Annotated in this window: 24 protein-coding genes; 8 read left to right on the top strand and 16 right to left on the bottom strand. The window is 44.9% G+C overall.

Translation table 11 applies throughout. From position 1 onward, the window contains the following. Positions 1-90: 90 nt before the first annotated feature. From xerD to ffh, 6 genes are all read right to left on the bottom strand, one after another. On the bottom strand, positions 91-987 hold the full coding sequence (gene xerD / locus QQL66_RS01855) for a site-specific tyrosine recombinase XerD (RefSeq protein WP_284378101.1): 897 nt from the start codon (positions 985-987) through the stop codon (positions 91-93). A 110-nt stretch (positions 988-1,097) separates the two neighbouring features. Beyond that, complete coding sequence (gene rplS / locus QQL66_RS01850; RefSeq protein WP_284378098.1) at positions 1,098-1,451, bottom strand: 50S ribosomal protein L19; 354 nt, start codon at positions 1,449-1,451, stop codon at positions 1,098-1,100. A gap of 10 nt (positions 1,452-1,461) precedes the next feature. Next, entirely contained in the window at positions 1,462-2,226 is a 765-nt protein-coding gene (gene trmD, locus QQL66_RS01845; protein ID WP_284378095.1) for a tRNA (guanosine(37)-N1)-methyltransferase TrmD, read from the bottom strand. 40 nt (positions 2,227-2,266) lie between these two features. Continuing rightward, a complete protein-coding gene (gene rimM / locus QQL66_RS01840; protein WP_284378092.1) occupies positions 2,267-2,824 on the bottom strand; it encodes a ribosome maturation factor RimM in 558 nt (185 codons plus the stop codon). A 56-nt stretch (positions 2,825-2,880) separates the two neighbouring features. Next, a complete protein-coding gene (rpsP, locus tag QQL66_RS01835) occupies positions 2,881-3,123 on the bottom strand; it encodes a 30S ribosomal protein S16 (protein ID WP_284378089.1) in 243 nt (80 codons plus the stop codon). 249 nt (positions 3,124-3,372) lie between these two features. After that, entirely contained in the window at positions 3,373-4,797 is a 1,425-nt protein-coding gene (gene ffh / locus QQL66_RS01830; protein WP_284378087.1) for a signal recognition particle protein, read from the bottom strand. Positions 4,798-5,111: 314 nt separating this feature from the next. Between ffh and QQL66_RS01825 the strand changes: the two genes are divergently transcribed. From QQL66_RS01825 to QQL66_RS01805, 5 genes are all read left to right on the top strand, one after another. Continuing rightward, the gene (locus QQL66_RS01825) at positions 5,112-5,930 is read left to right on the top strand and encodes a cytochrome C assembly family protein (RefSeq protein ID WP_284378084.1); all 819 of its coding nucleotides are present in this window, start codon (positions 5,112-5,114) and stop codon (positions 5,928-5,930) included. Between the two features lie 58 nt (positions 5,931-5,988). Further along, the gene (locus QQL66_RS01820; RefSeq protein WP_284378082.1) at positions 5,989-7,245 is read left to right on the top strand and encodes an HlyC/CorC family transporter; all 1,257 of its coding nucleotides are present in this window, start codon (positions 5,989-5,991) and stop codon (positions 7,243-7,245) included. 201 nt (positions 7,246-7,446) lie between these two features. Further along, positions 7,447-9,882 (top strand): hypothetical protein, encoded by a 2,436-nt coding sequence (locus tag QQL66_RS01815; RefSeq protein ID WP_284378080.1) that lies wholly within the window; start codon positions 7,447-7,449, stop codon positions 9,880-9,882. Further along, positions 9,876-10,967 carry a phosphatidylserine decarboxylase gene (locus QQL66_RS01810; RefSeq protein WP_284378079.1) on the top strand — a complete coding sequence of 364 codons (1,092 nt, stop codon included), beginning with the start codon at positions 9,876-9,878 and terminating at the stop codon, positions 10,965-10,967. The genes QQL66_RS01815 and QQL66_RS01810 overlap by 7 nt, the downstream gene beginning before the upstream one ends. Position 10,968: 1 nt before the next feature. Beyond that, positions 10,969-12,012: a prolipoprotein diacylglyceryl transferase family protein gene (locus QQL66_RS01805; RefSeq protein WP_284378077.1), complete on the top strand. Its 1,044-nt coding sequence runs from the start codon at positions 10,969-10,971 to the stop codon at positions 12,010-12,012. A 251-nt stretch (positions 12,013-12,263) separates the two neighbouring features. Here QQL66_RS01805 and QQL66_RS01800 read toward each other — a convergent pair whose 3' ends face one another. The 4 genes from QQL66_RS01800 to QQL66_RS01785 form a co-directional block, all read right to left on the bottom strand. Next, the gene (locus QQL66_RS01800) at positions 12,264-12,500 is read right to left on the bottom strand and encodes a DUF5683 domain-containing protein (RefSeq protein WP_284378075.1); all 237 of its coding nucleotides are present in this window, start codon (positions 12,498-12,500) and stop codon (positions 12,264-12,266) included. Positions 12,501-12,597: 97 nt separating this feature from the next. Further along, positions 12,598-13,080 (bottom strand): FKBP-type peptidyl-prolyl cis-trans isomerase, encoded by a 483-nt coding sequence (locus QQL66_RS01795; protein WP_284378073.1) that lies wholly within the window; start codon positions 13,078-13,080, stop codon positions 12,598-12,600. A gap of 300 nt (positions 13,081-13,380) precedes the next feature. Next, the gene (locus QQL66_RS01790) at positions 13,381-13,626 is read right to left on the bottom strand and encodes a GrxA family glutaredoxin (RefSeq protein WP_284378070.1); all 246 of its coding nucleotides are present in this window, start codon (positions 13,624-13,626) and stop codon (positions 13,381-13,383) included. A 97-nt stretch (positions 13,627-13,723) separates the two neighbouring features. Further along, positions 13,724-14,779 (bottom strand): PA0069 family radical SAM protein, encoded by a 1,056-nt coding sequence (locus tag QQL66_RS01785; protein WP_284378068.1) that lies wholly within the window; start codon positions 14,777-14,779, stop codon positions 13,724-13,726. Between the two features lie 147 nt (positions 14,780-14,926). Between QQL66_RS01785 and QQL66_RS01780 the strand changes: the two genes are divergently transcribed. Genes QQL66_RS01780 through QQL66_RS01770 form a run of 3 tightly spaced genes read left to right on the top strand, consistent with a single transcriptional unit; the run spans position 14,927 to position 17,880 of the window. Beyond that, positions 14,927-16,216, top strand: coding sequence for an HD-GYP domain-containing protein (locus QQL66_RS01780; RefSeq protein ID WP_284378067.1), 1,290 nt, complete (start codon positions 14,927-14,929; stop codon positions 16,214-16,216). A gap of 55 nt (positions 16,217-16,271) precedes the next feature. Next, positions 16,272-16,817 carry a cyclic nucleotide-binding domain-containing protein gene (locus QQL66_RS01775; protein WP_284378066.1) on the top strand — a complete coding sequence of 182 codons (546 nt, stop codon included), beginning with the start codon at positions 16,272-16,274 and terminating at the stop codon, positions 16,815-16,817. Beyond that, positions 16,810-17,880: an AI-2E family transporter gene (locus QQL66_RS01770; protein WP_284378063.1), complete on the top strand. Its 1,071-nt coding sequence runs from the start codon at positions 16,810-16,812 to the stop codon at positions 17,878-17,880. The genes QQL66_RS01775 and QQL66_RS01770 overlap by 8 nt, the downstream gene beginning before the upstream one ends. A gap of 179 nt (positions 17,881-18,059) precedes the next feature. Here QQL66_RS01770 and QQL66_RS01765 read toward each other — a convergent pair whose 3' ends face one another. The 6 genes from QQL66_RS01765 to QQL66_RS01740 form a co-directional block, all read right to left on the bottom strand. Continuing rightward, entirely contained in the window at positions 18,060-18,719 is a 660-nt protein-coding gene (locus QQL66_RS01765; protein ID WP_284378061.1) for an MBL fold metallo-hydrolase, read from the bottom strand. 127 nt (positions 18,720-18,846) lie between these two features. After that, positions 18,847-19,836 (bottom strand): tRNA 5-methoxyuridine(34)/uridine 5-oxyacetic acid(34) synthase CmoB, encoded by a 990-nt coding sequence (gene cmoB / locus QQL66_RS01760; RefSeq protein WP_284378059.1) that lies wholly within the window; start codon positions 19,834-19,836, stop codon positions 18,847-18,849. Positions 19,837-19,968: 132 nt separating this feature from the next. Next, on the bottom strand, positions 19,969-20,733 hold the full coding sequence (cmoA, locus tag QQL66_RS01755) for a carboxy-S-adenosyl-L-methionine synthase CmoA (protein WP_284378057.1): 765 nt from the start codon (positions 20,731-20,733) through the stop codon (positions 19,969-19,971). A gap of 76 nt (positions 20,734-20,809) precedes the next feature. Further along, on the bottom strand, positions 20,810-22,834 hold the full coding sequence (locus QQL66_RS01750; protein WP_284378055.1) for a sensor histidine kinase: 2,025 nt from the start codon (positions 22,832-22,834) through the stop codon (positions 20,810-20,812). Positions 22,835-22,980: 146 nt separating this feature from the next. After that, positions 22,981-24,204 carry an argininosuccinate synthase gene (locus QQL66_RS01745; protein ID WP_284378053.1) on the bottom strand — a complete coding sequence of 408 codons (1,224 nt, stop codon included), beginning with the start codon at positions 24,202-24,204 and terminating at the stop codon, positions 22,981-22,983. A 216-nt stretch (positions 24,205-24,420) separates the two neighbouring features. Beyond that, the gene (locus QQL66_RS01740; protein ID WP_284378051.1) at positions 24,421-25,365 is read right to left on the bottom strand and encodes a flagellar protein MotY; all 945 of its coding nucleotides are present in this window, start codon (positions 25,363-25,365) and stop codon (positions 24,421-24,423) included. Positions 25,366-25,767: the final 402 nt, after the last annotated feature.

The raw sequence follows: 25,767 nt of genomic DNA, 5'->3' as shown, positions 1-25,767 counted from the left end.
TATCCGTTTCTTTAATAAAAAATACATTCTTGTTCAACATACCCTATCAGACTTATTAGCGAAGCGATAGTTCCTATATAACCCAAACAATTACCCTCGCGGATGATGCTGTTGGTGCAACTCATTTAAACGTTGTCTGGCCACATGAGTGTAGATCTGAGTGGTTGATAAATCACTGTGACCTAATAGCATTTGAACGACTCGAAGATCCGCACCATGATTCAACAAGTGAGTGGCGAAGGCATGTCGCAAGGTATGCGGAGAGAGATGCTTGGTTATGCCTGCTTCAATCGCATACCGTTTAATACGATGCCAAAAGGTTTGTCTCGTCATAGGACGCCCCTGCTGACTGGGAAAGACCACCGATTCAGACAAGTTATGTAAAAGCTCGCCTCTTGCCTCAGCCAGATAACGATCAATCCAATCCATCGCCTCTTCACCCAACGGAACAAGTCTTTCTTTATTCCCTTTACCCATAACTCGTACCAAGCCCTGTCGCAAGTTCACTTGCTCAAGTCGTAATCCAACCAACTCTGACACTCGCAGGCCGGTAGCATAAAGCACCTCAAGCATGGTTCGATCCCGCATACCCAGCGTGGTTTTAATGTCCGGCGCTTCCAACAGATCGTCAACTTCCATTTCTGTTAAAGAATCAGGAATCGGCCTCCCAAGCTTAGGACTTTCCAGGTTTTGTGTGGGATCTTCCGAAATTCGATTTTCACGAATCAGATAGCGATAAAAACTTCTCAGACAGGACATCATGCGAGCCGTAGATCGAGCTTTATAACCAGCCTTCATTCGACTGCCCAAATAATCCATCAGATCAATACGATCCACCAGAAGCAATGTTTTATCCAGCTTTTCTATAAACTCAGCCAACCCTTTAAGATCTCTTCGATAGGCCGCCAAAGAATTATCACTCAGTCCTTTTTCAAGCCACAAAGCATCCAAATAATTAGCAATAATCTGATCGTTTTCCGAATTCATACAAGACCATTTACCCAAACAACAGACACAAAAAAAGGCAGTCATCAGACTGCCTTTTTTCGATAAGTGATTCAAGCTTAGAAAGCTGAATCCCTCGTATCAAAAGAAGCTTACACTTTCTCTTTAATACGAGCAGCCTTACCTTGAAGCTCACGCAAGTAGTAAAGCTTAGCTTGACGAACCGCACCACGACGCTTCACTTCAACGCTGTCTACTAGCGGGCTGTAAGACTGGAAAGTACGCTCAACGCCAACACCGTGAGAAATCTTACGTACAGTGAACGCAGAGTTCAAACCACGGTTACGCTTACCGATAACCACACCTTCAAACGCCTGTAGACGCTCACGGTTACCTTCTTTTACTTTCACTTGAACTACAACAGTGTCGCCAGGGCCGAACGCTGGTAGTTCTTTATTGATTTGTTCGTTTTCAATTTGCTGAATGATTGGGTTTTTGCCACTCATGACACAACTCCTACTTTTTCGTGGCCGGAGATTCCGACTCACGTACAAACTCTTCTAACAACGCCTTCTGTTCTTTATCCAGCTCTTGCTGTTCAAGTAACTCAGGCCGCCTCAGCCAGGTCCGTCCAAGCGCTTGTTTCAAACGCCACTTGCGGATGGCCTCGTGATTTCCACTAAGCAATACATTCGGCACCTCTAGACCATTAATCTCTTCAGGTCTGGTATAGTGCGGGCAATCCAACAATCCCGTCGCAAAAGAATCTTCCTCTGCAGACAGCTCATGTCCTAGAGCACCTGGGATCATACGAGTAACTGTATCAATCATTACCATTGCAGCTAACTCGCCACCACTTAAAACATAGTCCCCAATTGACCATTCTTCATCAATCTCGGTTTGAATCACCCGTTCATCGATGCCTTCATACCGACCCGCCACAATAATCAGCTTGTCCATTGAAGAGAGGTACTTAACCCCGTCCTGATCTAACGGTCGCCCTTGAGGCGACATGTAGATAACTTTGGCGTCCTCACCCATTTCAGCTTTCGCTGTATGGATTGCATCTTGTAAAGGTTGAACCTTCATCAACATGCCAGGACCACCACCATACGGTCGGTCATCTACGGTTCTATGTCGGTCATGAGTGAAATCTCTCGGATTCCAAATATCGACTCTTAACAAGTCGCGCTCACATGCCCTTCTGGTCACCCCATGCTCAGTCACTGCTGAAAACATTTCAGGGAAAAGAGAAATTACTCCGATCCACTTACTTTGCATTGACTAAACCTTTTATTAGCTCTTTGGTTTGAATAAACACCTAGAACTCTGGGTCCCAGTCTACGGTAATCGTTTGTTCTTCAAGATCGACATTAAGTACAAACTGGTCAGGCAAATATGGCACCCAACGCTCTCTCTTATCGATACTTCCAGAACATGGCTTAACTACCAACACATCGTTTGAGCCTGTTTCAACCAGGTTTGCAACCTTGCCGAGCAATACAGGTTCACCTTCTGTAGCAACACTGAGAACTTTCAGTTTCTCAAGTTGATGCCAGTAGTACTCACCACTTTCTAACTCAGGCAGCTCATCGGAAGTCACTTCAATCATACTTCCAGCTAAACTCGCAGCCTGATCACGATCATCATAGCCAACCAGCTTTGCGATAATGCCTTTACCGTGTCGCTGGCCTTTTTCAACCTCAACCGCCAAAGTTTGACCGTTCAGATTGAGATACCAAGGCTGATAGTTGAAGATTCCTTCCATCGGATCAGTATAGGCATACACCTTTACCCAACCTTTAACACCGAAGACACCGGTAATTTTTCCGAGTTTAACCGTCTTTATAGAGACAGGTTTTTCAGTGCTTTTGGACATAGTAGAATCTTTCAGTCTGGTACCGCGATTACTTAGTTTGCTTTGCTAATTAACTCTTATTTCTGAGAGTCTTTAACTAGCTTAGCAACGCGATCAGATAGCTGAGCACCTTTAGATACCCAGTATTCAACGCGCTCATTATCAATGCGAAGACGCTCTTCCTGACCACGAGCGACTGGATTGAAAAACCCTACCCGCTCGATAAAGCGACCGTCACGTGCATTACGTGAGTCAGCTACTGAAATGTGATAGAAAGGGCGTTTTTTAGAACCGCTGCGTGCTAATCGAATTACTACCATAAGTTATCGATCCTTTATCTGCGGGAGGCTTTGATATCACCTACCATTGGTTTTAAGGTACTTCGGACTTAGCGAGGCCTGAAATACCCAGTAAAATAAGTGCGCGTATTCTACGCGAACGCTCAAACAAAAGAAACTAATTTCTAAACTGCTCTTATAAAGGGTAAAAACAGTCGGATTAACTCAGAACAAAAAAGCCGTAATCCAGTAGAATTACGGCTTTTAGAATCAACTAGACAAGCCTGCCAGTTAGAACTTCGGAGGCATTCCACCGCCCATTCCACCAGGAGGCATCCCGCCCGGCGGCATACCACCACCCGGTCCGCCGCCACCAAACATGCCTCCCATGCCGCGCATTAGGTTGGCCACAGCACCTTTTTTACTGAACTTCTTCATCATCTTCTGCATTTGCTTATGTTGTTTAAGCAAACGATTGATATCTTGAAGTGTGGTACCAGAACCAGTAGCAATACGTTTTTTACGCGAATTGTTAATCACGTCAGGGAAGCGACGTTCATGAGGCGTCATTGAATTAATGATGGCTTCCATTTGATCGAACATTTTTTCGTTCAAATGATCACCCGCCAATTGAGACAAATTACCCATGCCCGGTAATTTATCAAGAAGACTGGTCATACCGCCCATGTTCTTCATCTGATGCAACTGATCACGGAAGTCTTCCAGATTAAAGCCTTTACCTTTCTTGATCTTCTTAGCGAATTTCTCCGCCTTTTGCTTATCAATCTTACGTTCTGCTTCTTCGATAAGAGACAAAACGTCTCCCATACCCAGAATACGTGACGCCATACGATCAGGATGGAAAGGTTCAAGAGCATCGGTTTTCTCACCTACGCCCAGAAATTTGATCGGTTTACCAGTGATATGACGAACAGAAAGTGCCGCACCACCTCGCGCATCACCATCAACTTTAGTCAGAATCACACCGCTAAGTGGTAATGCATCATTAAACGCCTTGGCTGTATTCGCAGCATCCTGACCTGTCATGGCGTCCACCACAAACAAGGTTTCTACAGGATTGATTGCCGCATGGAGACGTTTAATTTCGCCCATCATTTCTTCATCAATGTGAAGACGACCGGCGGTATCGACAATCACAACATCCGCCTGCTTACGTCGGGCATCTGCAATTGCGTTATTTGCAATATCAACAGGATCTTGATCACCTGTACTTGGATGGAATTCAAGTTCCAAATCCGTTGCCAGCGTTTCCAGCTGTTTAATCGCCGCAGGTCGGTAAATATCAGCGGACGTCACAAGTACTTTTTTCTTATGACGTTCTTTTAAGAACTTACCAAGCTTACCAACGGTAGTTGTTTTACCGGCACCCTGCAGACCCGCCATCATAATAACGGCAGGTGGCTGAGCATTCAGATTCAGGTCTTCATTCGCTTCCCCCATAAGAGCTTCCAGCTCTTCACGGACGATTTTGACAAATTCCTGACCTGGATTCAGATGTTGAGACACATCCAACCCGATGGCACGGTCTTTAACTTTCGAAATAAAGTCTTTTACCACCAACAACGCCACGTCCGCTTCTAACAGCGCCAGACGTACTTCACGCAACGTGCCTTTGATATTATCTTCAGTCAGTTTTGCCTGACCGGTAATGTGTTTGAGGGAGTCCGTTAAACGATCGGATAAATTTTCAAACATGAATCTCTGTCTACCTTATACGGCTATATTCAAACGAGTAACCAATAACTATGATCAATCACTCTGATAATAAGGGCATAAAAGCCGATTCCAAACTCCCGAAAATCCTAACACACCAAGGAGCTTAAATAGCTTAAAAACACACCTTTTTAATGATTGAGGACAATTCTAACTGATTCCCCCCCTGTTAAGCTATTAAGACTCTTCTATAAACCCCTTATCTGTGACAAACTACTGTGGTTTTTTGATCCCAATCAGATCAGTCCCTAAGTATTCAGGTAAGAATCGAAGTTAAACAGGAAAGATAAGAGCATATGTGGGAACTTGCCTCGGCGATTGCCGTTTCCATTATTTATTTAAGTGTTGCAGTTTCACAGCTGCGAATTCTTAATGGAAAATCCGGTATACCTCTGGATAAACAAAACCTGTTACTCGGCTTAGGCATTTTTGTTCATTTCATTCTGTGCAGTAGCAGCATACGGACGGATCACGGCCCGGACATCAGCATCGATAACATTTCATCACTAGTCGCCGCGCTGATTGCTCTAATGGTGTTCCTCAATGGCTTTAAAAAACCAGTTTTGAGTTTGTTTATCGGTATTTCACCAATAGCTACTGCCGCCCTATTATGGTCGGTATTATCAACGCACACTGATCGCCCAACATTCACCCACCTTTCACCAGGTTTAGCCGGGCACATTATTCTTTCAATTACTTCCTACGCGTTCTTTAGTATCGCGGCATTACAGGCCATTTTGTTACTGGTACTGAATAAAAAACTAAAACAACGTCATAACAGTTGGAACATTATTAAGACCCTGCCTCCATTACAAACAATGGAGCACCTTCTGTTCAATATGCTATGGACAGGATTCATCCTTCTCACCGGTGCAATGATTGCCGGTGTCATTTTTGTTGAGGATTTATTTGAGCAGCATCTGGTTCATAAGACAGTGCTTTCCATCATTGCCTGGATAGTCTTCGGGACCCTACTACTGGGTCACCAAATTTATGGCTGGCGTGGTAAAAAAGCGATTCGTTGGACCTTAGGTGGCTGGGCACTCTTACTGATCGGTTACTTTGGTAGTAAAGCCGTTCTGGAATTCGTACTTCAGATTCCAGCTAGTTCTTGACGTATGAGCGTTTGTGCTTAACAATTTCAACAAAATTGCATAGTAGGTCTAACTTTCCTTGAACGAGTACCCCATCGCACTTCTAAGTGCATTCCTAGTCTTTTTGATTATTCTCTCTGCATTCTTTTCAAGCTCAGAAACCGGCATGATGTCGCTTAACCGGTATCGTTTGAAACATTTATCCAAGAACGGAAACCGTGGTGCTAAAAACGCCGAAAAACTCCTGAAAACACCGGACAAACTGATCAGTGTCATTCTGGTTGGTAACAACTTCGTAAATATTTTGGCATCAGCCATTGCCACTATCATTGCTGTTCAATTGTGGGGGGATGCAGGTATCGCCATCGCGACTACCGCATTGACAATCGTCGTTCTCATTTTTGCCGAAGTAACCCCTAAGACCATTGCGGCCTTGCATCCTGAACGAATAGCTTTTCCTGCTTCGTATGCATTGTCTTTTTTATTGAAAGTGCTTTATCCGGTGATCTGGATACTAAATCAAATCACCAAGTTTTTACTTTCTCTATTAGGCATCAAAAGCAGTGATGAAGGCACAGACGCACTGAGCAAAGAAGAACTTCGTACCGTCTTATTTGAGTCCAGTCAGCGCATTTCACCCCGCTATAAAGACATGCTGGTTTCAATCATCGATTTAGAGAAGGTAACCGTCGATGACATCATGGTGCCTCGTCATGAGGTAGTGGGCATCGATTTAGATTTGGAAATCAACGACATTATTGAACAGATTCGACACAGCCAGCATACCCGTATGCCAGTCTACAAATCAGACATTAATAAGGTCGTTGGCATTGTGCATCTTCGCAGCATCAACCGTTTCTTAAATGAGAATCAACTGACCAAGTCGATGATCATGCAAGCGACGCGTGAGCCGTATTTTGTTCCTGAAAGTACCCCGCTTCATACCCAAATGTTTAACTTCCAGAAAGAGAAACGACGTATTGCACTTGTGGTGGATGAGTACGGAGACGTACAAGGTATCGTGACTCTCGAAGATATTCTTGAAGAAATTGTGGGCGAGTTTACAACCGATATCGCCACCTTCAACAAAGACATTACTCCGCAGGACGATGGTTCCTTCATCATCGATGGTACTGCGGCCATACGTGATATCAACAAAGCTCTGGGCTGGGCATTACCTACTGAAGGTCCTAAAACCATCAATGGTTTAATCCTTGAGTATTTGGAATACATACCGGACGCGAGCTTAAGTCTAAAGCTGGGGAATTACTACATAGAAATTCTTCAGGTTAAAGAAAATATCATCAAATCCGCCCGAATTATCCCTGCTTCTTAGGAAGCAGGTATCCCCATCTCTTATTGCTTCTACCTAATAATTTCCCAACCCGTTAATTCCAAACGATTTTCAGAAAAAACCACACAATCACTGTCATCTTTCTGAAAAGAAAGTGTCACATCTTGTTCAACGAACGGCCAAATTTCATACACATAATCGCCATAGACTCCTAATAAAACAGTAACAGGAGTCGGACAAACGATGTCCAGAAGCCATGAAAATCCGACCTATATCCAGCTAACGCAAGATAAGAAAACTCACACAAACAGTGAGCTTCTCAACGAACAAGTTTGCTGCGAATTATTAGGTATCAACTCCAACGATATCTCGACACTGCCTTTTTCGGCAGACGACATTACCGCAGGCTCAGAAACCGAGCTCCAAGTTGCCGTAATGGGGGATAAAAACCATGTTGATCTACCCTGCACGATCAGAAACTCATCCTACTATGCCAATATCGTCCGTCGTTCCAAAACAGGGGATGTTCCTGACACGGCATTAGAACAATTGGATGAATATCTAAACAACGAGTCCAACGTCTGGGAAAACAGCTGGGTACGCTTTCCCCTGGAAAAGCTCAATACCAACAGCCTTAAGATTTTCAATTACGATTTAAAAGCCGACAAAAAGTCGGAAGAGAATCTACAACGCAGCGACTCGTCAAACTTCTTATTTATGGAAGACGACCAGCCCTGGGTTCGCGTGCCGATCAGTTATCTGGTTCGACTCTCACTGGCCGATATTCTGGCAGAGAAATACGAATTGCCGGAATACATTCGATCTGAGGGTATGAAGTTGGTGGATAATTTCTCCAACGACAACACCTCACCGGAAACTCATTCATTCACCGTGCTGAATCTGGATAAACAGAAAGGATTAGGTTTCCAACTCTCACGAGAAACCTCCCACCGCTTTCTGTTTACTCACCTATTAACCGAGTACGCCAACAAGCACTTCGGCTTGGAACACTTCCAGCAGAAAGCCTTAATATTTTTCTCACCTCACCCACCGAGTCGTCAGAAACAATTAAACGATTGTATTTCGGATAACTTCTATCGTGCCTTATTTATGAGTCCTTGCCTCTCTGGCTGGGATAAAGGCGAAGAAAAACACGCCTACATGGCCTTGTGCCATCAAGTATTAAGCCGTTCTCATTTGAATGCGGTCGCTAAGCTGAGAGATGCCGGCATTATTAACTCCAACCTGATTATCCTGCCAAACACCTCCAACATCAGTTTGGCCAATAATGGCACACACATCAGTTTGGGCAGTAAGAAAGTACAGCGTGCTATTGAAGACAAACAAAACGCATTCAACGAAGCGCACGAAAAGTTGTTAGGTGATTTGGTGATCAAAATTACCGAACACTTTTTGCCGTTGTTCGTAGGCACCTATACGGCGGCCCCTTACCGCATCGACTTTGAGCAATTCCACCCGGAAACCGCGCTGGGCTTCTTGCCTCACGAATTAGATTTTACGCACCTTCGGATGTTCTGGCGTCGCTGGAAGAACAAAGCCAAGATCAAATTTATTGGCCGCCCGATCACTCCATTTGGTCCAAACCTGGTTGATCAGACGGTCAGTTCATCTTTGGGCTTAAAAGGGGATTTTGTTCCTGATTTCCGATTGATTGACTACCCGGCCGCTCTGCTCAGCACCGATGAAAATGCGGCACTGGATGGAAAATTAGGCAATCAGGATTTGCTAAAAGAAGACCTCGATAAAATGGGTATCTTCGACAAAAACATGTCGATGTATCTTCTCTTCAAACTCCGGGAATTCCATAAGATGGGTTACTGCGGTTTTGAGGGGCGTCACTACTCCCTGTTCCACAGCATCGAACACGACATGGGCCAGGCTGTTAACTTACAGATCTTAATTCAGGCGTTGGCCTATAAACTGATAGCCGAAGGGAAAGTGACCCACAAGGACATTCCGGACTCGCCCGAGATTGAAAGCGAGCGTCGTCAAATCTTCTTTACCGCCGCTGTACAACTGAAGAAGTTTTCGATCAAACAAGACACACAAAATCAGTTCTTAACCACCCTACTCCAATCGGCTAAGCGCATTAAGAAAAGTCGCCGCAACAAAGGGTTCAATTCGGTACGACTTAAAGACTACCGGGAAGCCTTGGTTAATTTCATCAAGACCGAAGGTGAAGAACTCATAACCAGTTTGGGCTTGGAGGAAACCGTCACAGACTTAGAGCGCCGACTGAACAGTGACTTCTCTGTTTCGGACAGATTGGTGAGTGACATCCTCAAAGAGGAAAGACATGACAATCCGATTAAGTTAAGCGGTAAACGTTTCAACAGCAAAGCCGAAGAATATTACCGCACGGATTTGAGAATCAAGCACTTAGCCGAAGCAATGGATTCTATCTTCATTCAGGTAAAAGCAATGACAACGGAGCATCAGACTCAGCTCCAACAGAGCCTGAAGATTGAGATAGAACTGACAGAATGGTTATTCCAAACCAAACAGCACCTGATTTCTGAAGCGTTGAATAGCGACAGAATTCGTAAGCTAGTAGCTCTGATTATCTTCCTGGATTGTGATCTATCCGCAGACAGCCACACAACAGAGCAATCCAACGACGAACAAACTAAGTATCAGGAAAATGTAAACGCATGCTGAACCACCAATACATAGATAAAAATGCAGAGGTCATTGATGAAACTCTGTTTGCAGATCGAATCATTCAGTGGCTCTACAGTTCTGCCCGTGAACGTTCGCCGACTGTATTTAAAGCATTGACTGGCTCATTCAGCTCAAAGCTGCTTGCTCATTTGAACTTTGACATGGCTCTGACGACCCGGTTACTGGGCAATAAAAAGTTCTTAAAGCAATGTGGCGTCAATCTCGAAGAATGCATCGATCCACCAGAATCCTTTACCACAGCACGACGTATCTTCGAGCGAAAAATAAAATACTGGGAATGTCGTCCACAGCCCGATGAATCAGAGGCAATTATCTCTCCTGCCGACTCCCGAATGTTGATCGGTTCCTTTGATGATCAATCGCCTTTGTTAATCAAAGACAAGTTTTTCAGGTTTGAAGAGCTGCTCGGTGAAGATAAGACGCGCTGGCTTACCGCCTTTGATCGTGGTGATTTTGCGATCTTTCGTTTAACGCCGGACAAATACCACTTCAATCATGTTCCGGTCTCCGGCAAGGTGGTGGACATCTATGAACTTGATGGCCATTTCCATTCTTGCAACCCAGGCGCCATCGTTAAGGTTGTAACGCCCTACTCCAAAAACCGTCGGGTAGTGACCATCATCGATACCGACATTCCGGGTGGTAGTAATGTTGGCTTGGTTGCCATGATCGAAGTAGTTGCTTTGATGATCGGGGAGATCGAACAATGCTACAGCGACCGGGAATACGACAGCCCCGTTAATGTAGAACCCGGGTTATTCCTGAAAAAAGGCCAACCTAAAAGTCTTTACCACCCTGGGAGCAGCACCGATGTGCTGATTTTCCAAAAAGATCGAATCCAGTTTTCAGAACAAATCATTGCAAACCTACGCAATGAACACGCTAAAAATCGTTTCAATGATGCGTTTAATCAACCACTGATTGAAACCGATGTTGCGGTTCGTTCCTTGATTGCAATGCCTGCTAATCCTAAAAAACGCCAAGTAAGCGGTCTTGGTCAAACCAACACGTTAGATAATTCTCTACCAACGTACACGACATCGAAAGATGGAGGAAAATAGTATGAATACTGTTTTTGTTCTGGCATTAGGCGCATGTCTATTAGCCTTTCAAGCATGGATGTTCAAAGTCTTAACTAAGGAACGGTGGCAGTTTCTTGCAACCATTCCTTTCAAGAAAAATGAAGACGGTGAGTGGGTTGGCCTGAACCTCACCTATTACGGTGTATTCACAGCCACTTCATTAGCCATCGGGGTTTTATTGTTTGTGATGATGATGGAATCGGTCAGCAACTCCCTGATTTTAACGGCCGTCGTTATTGCCCTACTACTGGCTATTTGCTTGCCATCCGCCCGACTGGTGGCCCGAATTGTCGAAGGAAAAAGTCATACCTTCACCATTGGTGGCGCAACCTTTGTTGGCATCATCGCAGCACCTCTGCTGATTGAAGGTGCAAACACCTTATTAGCGGATTATGGCGAATTATCTCTGATTCCAACCATGGCTGCGATCTCCGTCGCTTACAGCTTTGGCGAAGGCTTAGGTCGACTGGCCTGTGTCAGCTTTGGTTGCTGCTACGGAAAACGTATGGATGAACTACCACAGTGGGTTCAGAAAGTATTCGGCCCAATGAGCTTCAGTTTTTCCGGTGAAACACGCAAAGCCTGCTATGCCTCTGAATTAAATGGTGTTCAGGTATTACCGATTCAGGCCATCACATCAGTACTCTACGTAATGTGTGGATTGATTGGTTTGATGACTTTCCTTGAGGGCTATTACTTCTTCGCACTGATGTTTACGCTGGTATTCACTCAGTTCTGGAGACTGTATTCAGAAACGCTACGTGCCGATCACCGAGGTGACAGCAAAATCTCTCCTTATCAGATCATGACCGTAGTTGCCGTCATCTACACAGCCGTGTTTATGAGTTTCTACCCGGCACCTGAAGCCGCTAAGGCAGATCTGGCTGCGGGCCTGTCGTTCCTTTGGAGCCCTGAAGTGATTTTGGGTGTTCAAGCGATCTGGCTACTGTCGTTCTTCTATACCGGAGCCAGCACGGTAACCAGCTCGAACCTGCGTTTCCAGCTTCACAGGGATCGAATCTAGAAACGTCGTGGGGTAGATACTGATTTCAGCTAGGGACTTTTTTCAGCTAGGGACTTTTTCAGGTAAGTACTTTTTCAAGTAAGTACTTTTTCAAGTAAGTACTTTTCCAGATGGGCATGTCTCTCAGGTAAGAACTAAATAACCTAAAATCAGTACCTACAAAACAGCGCCCTTCTGAATTAGCAAGAACGCGACACACAAAAAAGGCTGCTCAACATAGGCAGCCTTTTTTGTTTTAGCATCGATATTCGTTAATCAGGCACATTACCGTCCAGCTCTAAGAGTTGCTTCTCTTTGGCCTTTTGATAGGCGGTGTAGGAGGCAATTAAATGACAAATCCAACCTAAGAAACCACCAGACCCAATCCAAAAACCAGGAGTGATGATTAACCAAAAGATGGCCCGCCAAAAATGACCGTTATAGATCTGCCCTAAACCTGGAAGAATCAGACTTAACACAGCTGCAATGCCTGGAGAAGAGATATTCATCCACCTTCCTAACGTACTCAATTAAATATCGATGCGTCACTAGTAGCAGTTCTGTCCACTACCCAGTGATAACCTGGAATCTATTGATGGTGACGTATTAGTGGTGACAACCAGGTCCATGAACATGTCCGTGTTCCAGTTCATCAGCAGTCGCTTCACGAACGTCTTGAACAGTTACTTCGAACACAAGATCTTTGCCAGCCAACGGATGGTTACCATCAACCGTTACCATGTCACCTTCTACTTCAGTAACAATGATTTGAATTGGGTGACCGTCTGGAGATTCTGCGTGGAACGCCATACCTGGTTCTACCTGATCAACACCTTCAAATGCTGCCATCGGTACTTGCTGAACCATTTGATCGTGGTACTCACCATAGGCTTCCGCCGCAACCACTTCTACTTTTACGAAATCGCCAACGTTTTTGCCTTCAAGCGCAGCTTCCAAGCCAGGAATGATGTTTTGTGCACCATGCAAATACACTAACGGCTCTGCACCTTCTGACGAATCCAATACTTGTCCGTTAGTATCAGAAACTTTGAAGTCCATAGTGACAACTTTTTGATTGGAAATAGACATAATTATTCTCTATTTGGTGTGTCCGCACACTGCGGAAATGAATTTATGATATAGAGTAAAGCAAAAAGGCGGGCTTCTCGTCGGAACTCATGCTCTATTTATAGTCTCACTTTGATAATTCAAGTAGCAAGCTCCAATTTTTTATTCAACACCGTACACATTCCGACAACAATGCCCAAATATTCTTCATTTGAGGTCGTCAGCTCATCATTTCAAATTTGCCGTCCCAATCAAAAACTGCCTACACCTACCCCTCATTCACGATCAAGTGCAGACAGTTTAAAGTAGTCATCAGGTCATCTAGGCTGCAAGCTGCTGCTTTACAAAGGCATTAAGCTCTGTGAAGCCACCAATGTGATCCTTACCGTGAAATACCTGAGGTACCGTCAGTACAGGCTTACCGACTGTTTTCTCAAGATCAGCTTTGGAAATACCTTCTTGGTGAATATCCACATAGACATAGTTCAGTCCCTGCATTTCACACAACTCTTTCGCGCGCTTACAGAAACCACATCCCTCACGACCAAAAATAGTAATACGTTGCATTTCAGACACTCCCCATCGATTGATTTGATGGGTTCATTATCAAAGCAACTCCAATTTAAATAAAATTAATTATTTCTCTAGAAGCAATAGTTTTTTATTAAAACAAGCTCATTTGTTGATTAGGCTTTGATGCCGAAAACAAGTCGCAATTGAGCTTGTCGGAATGCGCAACCTTTAAACCCAACTTATTACAAGCCAGTAAAAAGCGTTTCGAAATCATATCGGCAAACACACCTTCGCCGCTCATTCGCTGACCGAAAGAAGAATCGTACAGTTTCCCCCCTCTGCTTTGACTGATCAGACTCAATACGTGTTTTGCGCGCTGAGGGTAATGCGTCTCTAACCAAGTGCTAAACAGCTCTTTCACTTCCAACGGTAATCTCAACAAGATATAAGTCGCTGAGATGGCCCCTGCATGTTTAGCCGCTTCTAGAATTGCTTCTAACTCACTGTCATTAATAGAAGGAATGATAGGTGCTACCAGCACTCCGGTCGGAATGCCTCGTTCAGCCAATTTTGACACTGCCGCTAATCTGGCTTGGCCGGAAGCAGTTCTCGGCTCCATCTTTCGTTTCAGTTGATTATCCAACGTAGTGACGGAAATTCGAACCGAACACAACCCTTTTTGCGCCAGCTGCTCAAGAAGATCAAGATCCCGTTCAATCAAGGCGCTCTTGGTGATTAAGCTCACGGGGTGTGACTTTTCCAGACACACTTCCAGCAGCTGTCGGGTCAGTTCCAAACGCTGTTCAACCGGCTGATAAGGGTCCGTATTGGCACCAATCAAAATAGGCTTGGCTTTGTATGCTTCTTTCGAAATCTCTCGTGAGAAACACTCACTGACGTTGGTTTTGGCAATGATTTTGGTTTCGAAGTCTAACCCTGGGGATAAATCATGGTAAGCATGGGTAGGTCGGGCATAGCAATAGACACAGCCATGCTCACAGCCGGCGTATGGATTAACTGATTGACTATGAGGAACGTCAGGTGATTGATTTCTGGCAATAACCGTTTTCGCTGTTTGCTCAATAATATCAGTACTTAAAAGTTTTATTTCTCCGACATCTCCATCATCCCCTACGGAATGCAATGAGTGATATCGATTATGAGGATTACCAGAAACGCCACGGCCTTTTATTGCATGTGCTTGCATAATGAATAAACCATAAAATACTGTACATAAAAACAGTATACTTATCTTTATGAAAATGCAAATCAAAAAGCGAGGTTGAATATATGCACTATATTGAAGAAACAAGCATCTTGTTTGACATCAGGCCATCACAGAAAGGAACCATTGATGACCACCAATACAACCAATGACCAGTACTTAGGCCACGTAACCGACTTGGGTGAAACGGATGTGGTTACTGCCAGCGAAGACATCGTTAGTGCCAAGGGAGTAATGCTGTTACCCAAAGGCGCAAAGATAAATAAAAAACTTCTGGCCCGTCTTCAGCAGCACGCCCTAAGTAAAGACGTAGATCAAGTCATTGATATCCAAAATACTTTGGATGGATCGGCGTTGATGGAACGATGCCAGGAATTTCTCAAAGAAAATCCACACTACCGGGCATCACTGGACTTTTTACACAACCGGGATCTTCCTATCCGGGGGTTTGCCCGTCTTCGCCTGAATACCAGTATGCGAAACAAAGTCACTGTCTGTCTCAAGCGTAAGCCGGATCTTTTTGAACACTCCATGTTGCTTACTTATGCCGTCCTCTGCGTGGCAGACATGATGCAGCTTCCATTGATTGAGTGCGATGACTTGGCGACAGCAGCCATGCTTCATGATCTCGGGATGATGCACCTCAGCGAAGAATTACAAAATCGGGATCACATCTTTACGCCTCAGGAAGAACAGCACATTGCCAGTCACCCGATCATCATGCATCGGATTCTCGAACGATTTCCGGAATACCAGGACAGCATTGCGCGTCTGGTACTGGAACATCATGAACACCTGGATGGCAGCGGTTACCCTGTTGCAAAGAACGAAGCCCAATTATCGCTGGCGAGCCAGGTACTGGCAGCCACGGAGTGTGCCATCAGTATCTATACCCGTCACGGGTATCATTATGCCGCGACAGTTCTCAAAACCCACATGGGCCAACAACTCAACGACAAAGCCTCGAAGTGCTTAATTAAGATATTGGAAAGTTGGCAGAGTGCCTCTTCTGATTTTGAACTACCGAGAGATGCTGATGAGGTCCACAAAGTCTACGATCAGCTCATTGCCTGCATAACCAGCGGTCAAAAAGTACTGGATAACATTCAAAACCCATTTGCCAGCAGCACCGCCGCTCAGCGCCTTAAATTTCGATTACTGTCCATTGATTTAGCGATGGTAAACGCCGGTCTTGACCGCCTCAGAGGCAGTACAACAATGAAAATGGCCACCGAAGATGACGATCTGATCATGGAAATTGGCGCCCTGGTTCAAGACGGAATTTTCCAAGTCATCGATAGCATTAGAATTTTCAGACGACAACTACACCCTGACAGCCACGTACCTGCGGAATTGAATCAGTGGATGAAACACGCAGAACAAACCCTAAAGGATTACTTCCTGGGTGAAAGGCTGTAAAAAGAATCGAACCATATGGTACTAAAAAACCCTATGGCGTTATGACGAGATAAGTATGGACTCAAACAAAAGCCCGCTTTGGTACAACTTCTTTCGTAAACAAACCCAAATGGATGAGCGCATCGCGGATCTCTGGTTGAAAACGCCATTGTTCCGAAAGATATCCAGAAAGCATTGCCGTGCGCTCGTTCCCGATATGCACCTTAGAAGCTATCAAGATGGAGAGGTCATCTTCCATCAAGGAGAAACAGGGATTGGTGCGGCCTTGATTTTATCGGGTCAGGTGGACATTACCTCCCATCATCGGAACTTGGCGCGTCTGGATGCAGGAGACTTTTTTGGTGAGGTGGCACTCGTTGTCGACGAACCAAGAACAGCCAATGCCATAGCCGTCGGTTCCACAGAGTTGATCTTTTTCTTACGCCAGAATCTGGACGAACTCACAGATAGATACCCGGTGGACGGCGCCCGACTGATGAGAAATCTGGCAAGCATTCTGGCTACCCGCTTGCGATTAAGCAACGAAGCCATTAGCCAGCAAGAACCGTTGGAGACTTCGGCTAAGTTAACAGACATTCCCAAGGAGCAAAACGATGCCTAGTTGGCTACTTCGGCCTTCCTTTCAGGCATGTCTGGTCTTTGCTCTCATCACGGCGCTACTGATTACGATCGCCTGGCTATTTAAGCCTGTGATCTTCGCATTGCTCGTCTCATTTACCCTCTATGCCATATTAGAACCGGTCAATAACCAAATGACCGGCCGAGGATTAAGCCCTGCCAGCTCGGCCACCATCATTCTGTGCATTCTGGCCGGTCTCAGTACGGTGTTCACCTTCATTGGATTTCCCAAGCTATTGGACGGAATCCTGGCACTTCAACAGAAGTTCAGTATTTTGAAAGATACCCTGTACGCCTGGATTGAAAAGCTTCAGTTCTTACTAGAAAAATCAGGCATACAAGTGGATGAAGCCAGTATCAGTCAGTACCTTCAAGGGGCCAATACGGAATTAAATCTCGATGTCATTATTCAAGGGTCGAACATTCTGTTAGACATCTCCGGCACTTTACTGCTCGTCCCTTTTATCGTGTTCTTTTTATTAAGAGACTATAAATCCTCTCGCAACCGCCTACTGTCGCTGCTCCCGAACGAATACTTCGAAATGGGATGGTCGATCTATTATCGAGTCGCCCGCCAGCTTCAGGGGTACATCAAAGGGGTCATCATCCAAACCAGTATTCTTGCTACCGTAGCAACAACAGGGTTCTTCATTGTCGGTTTTGAATCTGCAGTCATGCTCGGAGTCTTTGCGGGACTGTTTGGCATCATTCCCTACCTTGGCCCGGTGCTGGCCCTAATGCCACCGTTAATGCTGGCAATGAGCATCCAACCCTTCGATGTGTATTATGTTTGGGCGGCCGTTGCTGTGATTGGTGTGGCTTACATTTTCGATAACCTGGTGGTGATCCCCACAATTATTGCCAATGCCGTAGACCTTCACCCGTTTGTGGTGATTGTAGGTGTCATTATTTTTGGCAGTATGTTTGGAATTGTAGGAACCATTTTGGCATTGCCGATTATGGCCACATCAAAAATCTTATTTGTGGGGCTGTATCAAGGCTTTTCGCAACGTGCGTCAGTGATCAGAACCTATGCGGAAGGTTAGCCAAGCACGAACGCGATCTTCAAAAGATCTATAGTTAAGACCTTCTAATAAACACCTTGGTTTTAGAAAATAAATTTAAAAAATATCGTTAAAGCATGGTTTAAAGACAATGCTTTAAACCATGCTCTATGAGTAACGAAGTCACGTGACTGGCTCAGTATGATTACCACCTGACCACATTAACCTCTGTGGTCAGACACAAACGGATTGTGCATGCGCTCATGGCCAATGGTTGAGTTCGGACCATGACCGGCAATGAATTCATAGTCATCGTCCAACGACCATAGCTGTTGATGAATGGAATTCACCAACGTCTGCATGTCGCCTTTCGGAAAATCGGTACGACCGATGGAACCGTTAAACAGCACATCGCCCACAATCGCCAACTTAGAAGGGTGATGAATAAATACTACGTGACCCGGCGTATGGCCCGGGCAGTGACGAACTTCCAGATATTGGTCGCCCAGTTGAACCGTATCCCCTTGCTCTAGCCATTGATCCGGGGTGAACTGTTTTGCAGGAGGGAAACCAAACATCATGCTTTGTTGAGGCAACATATCAATCCAGAACTGCTCTTCTTTTTGAGGCCCAACAATTGGCAGATTCGCTTGTTCAGCCAGGTCTGCAGTAGCGCCCGCATGGTCGATATGACAATGCGTCAGAAGAATTTTATCCAGGATCAAGCCACGTTCATTGATCACTGCCATGACCTTGTCCAGATCGCCACCAGGATCAACCACTGCGGCTTTCTTTGTGTTTTCGCACCATATAACCGAACAGTTTTGCTCAAAGGCTGTAACTGGAACAACTTGATACGCTAACCCACGACCTGATGACATGGTTTCTCCTCTTTATGTGAGTGATTCGAGCTTAACCGAACCTACAATTTTATCTTTCAACAGCATTAATTATCTAACAATGCCAAAACGAATAATCATTAACGAACGGCACTTATTCACAGCCTTCTTATAAACGGGCAACGAAGGTTGCGCGCGTCGGAGCCTGATAGCCTTCAGCGGTTTTATTGATGTCGTCCGGATCAAGAAAATCTTTTAATGACTGGTAATTCATCCATTCCGTCGTGCGTTGTTCCTCAAGAGAGGTTTGATCCACATCGACCACTTTGATGTCTTTAAAACCAACGCGTTGCATCCAGTGCGTCAGGGTTTCAACGGTTGGCAAGAACCACACATTACGCATCTGAGCGTAACGATCTTCCGGAACCAAACTGTATCCCAAAGGATCTGTACCTTCCGGAGCATTCACCACCAAGGTTTCAAGAACCAGCTCACTTCCCTGCTTCATACAGGCTTTTAATTGATACAAATGATCAATAGGTGAGCGTCGGTGATACAAGACCCCCATAGAAAATACCGTATCGAAACCAGCGACGTTTGCCGGGACTTCTTCCAGCGTCAAAGGCAACATATAAACATTATTGGCACCAATAAAATGACGAATTGACCAATACTGCATGTTGGATAAAGGCGAAGGCTCGATCCCAACAACCATGCTTGCACCTTCACCGGCCATACGCCAGCAGTGATAACCACTACCGCACCCTACATCCAGTACATAACGATACTTCAGTGGCGAGATATGTGGAGACACTCGGTCCCATTTCCAGTCCGAACGCCATTCCGTATCAATATCAATGCCCATCACACTGAACGGGCCTTTTCGCCACGGCATAAACGACTTCAATTGATGGCGTAATGCATCTCTTTGCTCTTCGGAAATCGGATGCGTTTTCCCGATTGCCAGATCATGAGCATTCAAATCGAAATCCACGTCACCGAAGTCAGGAAGATTTTCTACTTCCGGTATCCACTTTTTAAGATTTGCCCAACGTTGCTCCGACAAACCATGTGCAATTTTCTCAGGTAGGTCATTAGCCAAACGAGCAATGGGGGTATCAGGTAATAGTTCCAGAAGATCTTCGAAGGTAATTTTCATAAGGCAAATAAAAAACAGTTTGGCGCTAATAATTCAGCAGTTCTAGTTCGGCAATGACGGTTCAGTAGTTCTAATTCAGCAATAACAGCTCAGAAGGATCTATTCATGAAATCAAAAGTTTGAAAGTCATACTCATTTGATGGCTAGGAAAGATGCAAAGTTAAGACATCTGAACCAGGAATAGACGTTAGAGAAACCAACTTTCTCCAGACGACAAATATGCTCACCGCTGGTCTCAGGAATCAACACATTCTCAATCGCAGCACGTTTCTGTGCAATTTCCAAATCGCTGTAGCCGTTAGCACGCTTGAAATCATGGTGAAGTTTGATCATCAGTTCTTGTTCGGAATTATGGTTAAATGCCAATTTTTCCGACAACACCAATGCGCCACCATCGACTAGACCGTCGTAGATTTTCTTGAGTAAGGCTTCGCGAACTCCTTTCTCAATAAACTGGAGAGTAAAATTCAAGATCACCAAAGAAGCATTGGATATGTCTAACTCAAGAATATCAGCCTGCTGAACACTCACAGGAAAACGATGTCCGGCTTTCTGGAGGCTTTCAGTACATCGAGACACCATCGCCTCAGACGTATCCACAGCGATCAACTCACAGCCATCCACCTCAACCATCTGGTTTATCACTAACGAACAGGCGCCGAGAGAACAGCCTAGATCATAGATACGAGTGTTTGGCTGAACAAAGTGTCTGGCCATCACACCAATATGAGAGACAATTGTGCTGTAGCCAGGTGCAGACCGGGAAATCATATCCTCAAACACTTTGGCCACGTTCTCATCAAACACAAAGTCACGAATACGCTCTTGAGGCGTCGAATATATCTGATCTGAAGCACGCTCTGAGATGTGATCGGAGTTGTTATCTGACTCGTTCATGAAGTAACCACTGATTTATGAAGCGGCTATTTTAAAGGAAAGGACGCAACGCGCAAATGTTATCCGAAATAAGCCGTTAACTTATGATCATGGCCTGATCCAAAGCGTCGGACTCAGGCGCTTTCTTCGGCAGCTTTAACTCCACCTGAGTCCCTTTATTTTGATGACTGAAAATATGTATCTTGCCGCCTAGTACCCCTGTCACCATGTTATATACGATATTCATTCCCAAGCCGCTGCCGCCCTGCCCAAGCTTGGTGGTGTAGAAAGGTTCGAAAATCCTCTGTTGAATGTCCTCGCTCATACCAATGCCATCATCGCTGACCAAAATCATGACTTCATCGTCCCTATCCACTGCACTGATCTGGATAGACCCGTAAGGACGCCCATCAAAGCCATGCAAGCAAGCGTTATTGATAAGATTACTGATCACTTGTCCGTAAGGCCCAGGGTAACTGTCCAACATGATATCGTCAGGAATATGAAGTTGAAATTCAAAGCTGTGATGCTTAAAGCTTGGCGTTAACGTCGCAACGACTTCATCGGTCACTTCTTTCAAACTGAACAACCGACGACTTTCACTGGTCTGATCCACCGCCACTTGTTTAAAGTTCTTAACCAGTTCACTGGCCCGATACAAATTCTTCTCCGCCAGAGCCAAACCAGATTCACAGTATTCCAGATGAGTAATGAGGTCACTCTCCTTCAAATGTTTACTTTGAAACAGCTTCACCACACGCTTTCTTTCATCCCCCAATGAGGTCAATACGGTTAAAGCATTACCAAGCGGGGTATTTAATTCATGTGAAACCCCCGCCACCAAGGCCCCTAACGCTGCCAGTTTTTCACGTTCTAAAAGCTCGTGTTGAGCCATCTGCAACTTCTCTAAGGCATCATTTAGATCATCATTGCGAACCGCCAGCTCTTCCGTTCGCTCTTTAACCTTGATTTCCAGTTGCTGATTGCTTTCTTCCAACGTCTTACGACGGGCTTCGTTAACCGCACCTTTCTCCGCTTGGTACAAACTCTCTTTAAACACCTCTGCAGCTCGAGCAATCTGCCCCACTTCGTTATCCAGTTTTTTATAAGGAATATCACAGGAGCGATCGCCTTCGGACAAACGCTGCAAACTCTTAACGATCTGTGAAATTGGACGACTGATGGTAAATGTCACAAAACGGCCCGCCAAGAATACTGCAATTCCGGCAAACACCGCAGTTAACACCATCAGCATGAGAAAGAGCTCAATTCTCTCTTGAAGACTCGCCTTGGTATCTTCCAGCTGCTGTCTGATCGCCTCCATCCAATCCAGCAGATTCTCAGCAAACACTTTATGACTGGCTTCCAGCGTCAATTTGGCTTGTTGTACATCCGCATTTAAATAAGAGGCTCGCACGAAAATCTGGTAATACTGATAGATTCTGTCCCTAATATTATTTTGTTCAGTCTGAGACAACTCACTTCGTTCAAGTGTTAGTAAAAAGTCATCGTAAAGCTGTTTCATCCCCACCAGAAACAGTGGCAAATTTGTCAGAAAGTAATCTTTTTCATTTTGACGAATATCAAGTAACGCTAGCTCTAATGCCTGATGCTGCCGGTTTTTCAACTCTTGCTTTAGATTCAAGGCTTCCAGATTTAACTCTCGCAATAAACCTTGATCATACCCCAATCCCATATCCTGGAATTTCTGCCATAAGCTATCAAAACTGCTCTTATACAACCCCAACTGGGTTTGCATTTTCTGAAAAGGAATATCCAAATCAATGGAATGAGGGAGCTGTGTGAAATCCGTTACTTTTTCCTTGAGTGACACGAGCTTCTTCTGGAAATTTCGAGCCTTACTGGGCGAGGGCTGACGAATAAAGCCCTCCATATCCGCCCGTACTTCGGAATGCTGAAATCGAATATCCGCTAATAAACGCTCATCATTTAAAAGGGATTCTTGAAGATGAAGGTAACCTTGGAGCGTAATGCCAAGTAACGATAAAACAACAATAGAGACGATTAAGCCAATCGCAGAAAGCCACGTTATCAAACGGATCTGATTTCGAACCCGAAGTGCTTCAAGCGCAGCAACGATGTTATTTTTAAATCTCAGCAAGTAGGCTTCCTCCCCACTTAGGAATATAGCCCACTCCTGCCGAAATTCGAGGGAAACAGCATCTTAATTGAAGAAAAGATGCTGAAATGAATCCATAAAAAAAGCCTCCAACTGGAGGCTTTTCAGGTTAAACACTAAATCGGGATTTAGTCGTCTAACATATTTCTGCCTTTGCTTGATGCAATACGCAGACGAAGTGAGTTCAAACGAATGAAGCCCTCTGCATCTTTCTGGTTGTATGCACCTGCATCGTCTTCGAACGTTGCAATGCTTTCATCGAACAAAGAGTTCTCAGACTTACGACCAACAACAACCACATTACCTTTGTACAGTTTCAAGCGAACGTTACCGCTAACGTATTCCTGAGTTGCATCGATTGCTGCCTGAAGCATCTTACGCTCTGGCGACCACCAGTAACCGTTATAAACAAGCTCAGCGTACTTAGGCATCAACTCGTCTTTGGTGTGTGCAGCGTCACGGTCCAAAGTAATAGATTCGATCGCACGGTGTGCACGAATCAATACAGTACCTGCTGGTGTTTCATAACAACCACGAGACTTCATGCCTACATAACGGTTTTCAACGATGTCTGCACGGCCGATACCGTTAGCACCCGCTATTTTATTCAGCTCGATCATTACTTCAGCTGGTGTCTTAGCCACGCCATCGATCGCAACTACATCACCTTTTTCATAGGTCAATTCGATGTAAGTTGGCTCATCCGGTGCATTTTCCGGAGACACAGTCCACAACCACATGTCTTCTTCTGGCTCTGCATAAGGATCTTCAAGAATGCCGCCTTCATAAGAGATGTGTAGTAAGTTAGCGTCCATAGAATATGGCGACTTCTTACCTTTCTTCTGCTCAACCGCAATATTGTGCTGTTCACAGTAAGCCATCAACTTCTCACGGGAGTTCAGATCCCATTCACGCCAAGGAGCAATCACTTTTACACCAGGCTTAAGAGCGTACGCACCCAACTCGAAACGAACCTGATCGTTACCCTTACCGGTTGCACCGTGAGCAATCGCATCCGCACCTGTTTCATTAGCGATTTCGATCAAACGCTTAGAAATCAACGGGCGAGCAATCGAAGTACCTAGAAGATATTCACCTTCATAGATCGCATTTGCACGGAACATCGGGAAAACGAAATCGCGAGCAAACTCTTCACGAAGGTCATCAATGTAGATTTCTTTGATACCAAGCGCTTCAGCTTTTGCACGCGCTGGCTCAACTTCTTCACCTTGACCTAGATCCGCAGTAAACGTCACAACTTCACAATTGTATTCTTCTGATAACCACTTAGCGATTACTGAGGTGTCTAAACCACCGGAATAAGCTAGAACGACCTTTTTCACGTCACTCATCGATTTGGGCTCCTTACCTAATTGGGCATCGACACTGGTATCGATACTATAAAAAAATCGGCCTATTGTACTGGCGACAAGCCCAGATGCCTAGTATTTGTGGTGAATATCCGAAGAAATGTGCGATTAAGTTAACGTAGAAAGAACAGACAAATAAAAGCCAGGAGATTGTCCTGGCTCTGATACGTATTTTCTATGATCTAAAGACCAAGAATACTAGAAAAACTCTAGATTACTCGGGCGGAACGGTTCATCACGCTCTAAACGAATGGTAACCCGACGGTTTCTTGACCGACCGTCTTTCCCTAAGTTTCTGACCACCGGATAACGCTCACCGTGATAGCGGGTGGTAATCAGCTCTTCCGCAAGCCCTGCTTTAATGAAGTAATTGGTAATGTGTTCGGCCCGTTCACGAGACAACTCGCGGTTTTTAAAGCGTCGACCAATGTCATCGGTATGACCATCAATTATGATGTTAGAGATTGCAGGATCGGCTTTTACATACATCACGATGTAATCCAGCAACTGGTAATACTTTTCATCAGGGAACAAGCCACCACTGTTATAGAACACCACCGAACGTTTAATCTGATCGAAGTTTACAGGCAACAGATGACTGACACAGCCAAGAAAATCCCGGTAAATCGGATCAAAATCAAAGGCACTTAGTCCTACCCGTACCGAAGGTTCAGTCGGTTCATACCAACTTTTTCGGGTAAACATCGGCACATAGCCTTTGTTCAAGCTGGCAAGCATGGTGCTCGCGCGTTCAGGTTCCACTTCAAACGGGCGATCTCCCGACACCACATCAACATACCCCATGTGACGGGCAGGATTTCCCGGACGCCAGCTTGGCGGCTCAATTACTAAAGAAGCTTGTCCTTTTCGCATCTGGTTGTAAGGCGTTTGAAGGAAAAACACCATTTTCTCGCCAGCACGACGATAGAAGACGCCTTTTCCGTAGGAAGGAATTTCTTGCGACAGAGAACAAGCGAAAACAGACGATTCAAGTTTCCACTCGCTGTTGTCAAAGGTTGCCAAGTAAGTCACCGCTGGTACATTTGCAGCCACCGGTAATGCCACGGCAACCAGAATGAGAACCAGTTTGGTAAACAGCGTTTGAGCTAACCAATTGTTCGTTTTTAACCTATCGATGCGCACGTTTTCGATTCCAATAACTTCCGGCAGTTATTTACACGGTTTATTTGATTTTTTTGCCATCCTTTAAAAATCAAATAAACGCATTTCTTAAACTATCGGCACTTCTTTTAAAAACTTAACCTAATTTTATGAGACGAGTTTCAGCTTCGCCATGAAGAAGCTGTAACCTGATGTGAAGAAGTGAAACCAAGCTTTATCGATCACAACAGCACTTTACGACAGGTTACTCGACTGATAACAGGTCAGAGAACACGGCACGGATTCTTAACTTGATCCGCGAATTCAACTCGCAAGTGCAACACTCGCCCTAAGCCGCAGCTTTTAATTCGTCATAGACCTTCTGCGGCTGCTTAAACCCAAGACACTTTCTGGGCCTCAGGTTTAATTTCTTTTCTATGATCG

Source organism: Litoribrevibacter albus, assembly GCF_030159995.1.
Taxonomy (GTDB): domain Bacteria; phylum Pseudomonadota; class Gammaproteobacteria; order Pseudomonadales; family Litoribrevibacteraceae; genus Litoribrevibacter; species Litoribrevibacter albus.
The sequence above is the reverse complement of the archived record's forward strand: the minus strand, read 5'-3'. Positions and strand labels throughout refer to the sequence as shown.